The sequence below is a fragment of the Wolbachia endosymbiont of Drosophila bocki genome (assembly GCF_028982005.1).
In the GTDB taxonomy this organism is placed as follows: Bacteria; Pseudomonadota; Alphaproteobacteria; order Rickettsiales; family Anaplasmataceae; genus Wolbachia; species Wolbachia pipientis.
The window spans coordinates 1-2,719 of sequence record NZ_JAPQLG010000127.1 but is presented as its reverse complement, the minus strand read 5'-3'; the positions used below and the strand labels follow the sequence as shown (position 1 = coordinate 2,719).

General features: G+C 38.4%; 2 protein-coding genes. Both read right to left on the bottom strand.

Annotation, left to right across the window (positions count from 1 at the left end; genetic code table 11):
- Positions 1–245: 245 nt before the first annotated feature.
- Complete coding sequence (locus tag OZD61_RS02810) at positions 246–983, bottom strand: WD_0702 family putative metalloprotease (protein WP_274979765.1); 738 nt, start codon at positions 981–983, stop codon at positions 246–248.
- Positions 984–1,511: 528 nt separating this feature from the next.
- Positions 1,512–2,648 carry a cysteine desulfurase family protein gene (locus OZD61_RS02805; RefSeq protein ID WP_038248900.1) on the bottom strand — a complete coding sequence of 379 codons (1,137 nt, stop codon included), beginning with the start codon at positions 2,646–2,648 and terminating at the stop codon, positions 1,512–1,514.
- Between the last annotated feature and the right edge of the window lie 71 nt (positions 2,649–2,719).

Here is a 2,719-nt window from a genome sequence, read left to right as displayed (position 1 = left end):
TTTCATAAGTAGCGATGCAACAAAGCCCACTGGAATCCAGCCTTGCCGTAATCTCATCAAGAACGTTGTGTTTTAACATAAGATCAGCCACTTTTATGCTCACCAACTTAGTGCCCAATCCAAATTCCTGGATTCCAGTGTCAAGCACTGGAATGACACCATCTACTACTCAAATTACCTGCAAATTGCAATGTTCGTACACCAAAAGAATGAATCACGGTATGACGTCTGGCCTGCACTATAAGCTAATCATCATCTCCAAATATAGAGCTAATTTTTTTGCCCCCAGGAGAAAATTTATTAGTCCAACTGCTTTGCACTTTGGTTACGTCTTTAGTGGCAGTTTTATTGCTGTATTCCTTGATTTCCTTATCTATTCTCTCCATCATTTGTGAATCAAGGTAGCTCTTTTTCCATTGGTCAGTAGCAAGGAACACTTTGTTTAAGTCTTGAGTGCGGATTAAGTATTCTTTATCTTTAGGGTAAACCTCCTGCGCCCAAGCAAATAGCTCAAAATAGCGTGCAAATAATTCAGATGCACGTGATTTTGCAGTTTGATAAGCCTGTATCTCCTTAAATATAACTTGGCCGATAATTTTCTGCACAAGAATATTTGCTTGCTTTAGGTTCTGCTCAATATCCTGGTAAACTTTATGGAGGAATTCCTGCTCCAAATTTAAGTTCAGTTCATTTTCAACCATGTGTGAAAGTTCATGCACTATAATGTATGGGTTTGACTTCCTCAGTACAATAACATATCTATTTACACCGGAAGACCTGATTGTCTTACACACTCCCTCTTCCATATCCACTAATCCCTCTTGGTATATCTCAAACGAAAGCCTATTTTGCTTTATTAGTGACAAAGTGAGGTTTAATGTGTTTCTAAACTTCTCAAATTGATAGAGATATTCGACATACCGTATTGCATTTTCACTGCTTCCTACTTGAGTTGCTCGTTTTATTAAATTCCTGATTAGCATACCTTACTATTAAAGGAATTTTTTTTATACTCAAGAATTGATTGGCTACAAAGTGTTTTTAGGAAGCCTGATTGCATAGCTAAAGTAATTCATGTTTACTGATAACCGTCATACCGCTGCTTGTCAGCGGGATCTATGGTGAGATACCGCGAATGAATCCATAGCTGTACGAACATTCATTTTTGAAGGTAAATTGCACAGCAAATGGTGTCATTCCAGTGCTCTTTTTTTGTCATCCCAGTCTGGGATCTATTTTGCATGTAACTCCAATTGTGTTTTGGCATAAAACGCGACACGTATTAGACTTATTTGCAAGCAAAGCTTGCTAGATCCAAGTAGTCAGGGCACTGGAATGACACCATAGGGGCACTGCCGTCATAAAGGAACCCGTGTCAGCTACTTGGATGACAGCTAGCCTAACAACCGTCATCCCGCTGCTTGTTAGCGGGATCTAGAGATACCGCGGGGTTGTAAAGTAATTTTTTACATCTAATGCTCGGCCAGTGCCTGCATGATACCACGTATTATCTATACCAAGGAGTTCTGCTTGTAGATATTATACCAACAATCCACTATTTTTTTTATGTCTTGTGGTTTAGTTTCTGGACCTATACTGATTCTAATTGAACACTCTGCTTGCTCTTTTGTTGCCCCCATTGCAAGCAAAACATGGGAAGGCTCAACTTTTCCAGAAGAACATGCGGAGCCATTACTAACTGCAATATAATTCAAGTCAAAATGCATGAGCTGCACATCACTCTTTACTCCTGGCATATAAATAAAACTTGTGTTTGGCAGCCTCTTAGAGTTTTTACCGAAGATTCTTATGTCACTGGCAAGATTTAATAATTCACACTCTAATTGATCGCGTAGCTCCTTTACTTCATCCATTTTTGATAAAAGATCTGGAATATTTTGCAGTGCAGCAGAAAGGCCTGCAATTGCAACAATATTTTCCGTACCACCACGAAATCCCTTCTCTTGTCCACCACCTATTATAATAGGTTCTATCGCAAGTTCTTTGTTGAATATTAAAACTCCACTGCCTGCTACACCGCCAAATTTATGGGCGGATAAAGTGAGTAAATCCACTCCTAAATCTTCCATATTAACTTTAATTTTCCCAACACTTTGAGCAGTGTCAGTGTGGCAAATTGCTCCAAACTTGTGTACTATTTTAGCTATTTCCTCAATAGGTTGAATAACTCCGGTTTCGTTATTTGCCATCATAACTGAAACTATTGCTTTGTTTCCTTTAAGTTCGCTTAGAATTTTTTCTAGCTCTAAAAAGTCAACAATGCCCTCCTGATTAACAGGTATTATATATGGATTACATGCAGAATTAAGAATTGAAGGATGCTCTATAGCTGAAATTATATGCAGGTAGCCTGCTATTCCTCTCATAACAAGGTTATTCGCTTCAGTTGCACCAGACGTAAAAACTATTTCTTTATCACTTGAAACGCCAATAGCACCACGTACGTTATCTCTTGCATCCTGAAGAATCTTCCTCGCTTCTTGTCCTCTCTTATGTAGTGATGATGGATTGAGCGTTTGTTTTGACAAGACCTCAAATATACTTTTTTTTACATTTTCACTAATTGGAGCAGTTGCATTGTAATCAGCATACACGCAACCACTATTTTCTAAAGAGAATGGATTCATCTGGGCTTTGTTGCATAGGAACTGAAAAAATCTGGTGGCTACTGACAAAATTCATTATAAAACAGCCATTT

Coding starts and splice junctions, on each gene's coding strand:
- OZD61_RS02810 (WP_274979765.1), bottom strand. CDS start 983: ATGCTAATCAGGAATTTAATAAAACGAGCAACTCAAGTAGGAAGCAGT.
- OZD61_RS02805 (WP_038248900.1), bottom strand. CDS start 2,648: ATGAATCCATTCTCTTTAGAAAATAGTGGTTGCGTGTATGCTGATTAC.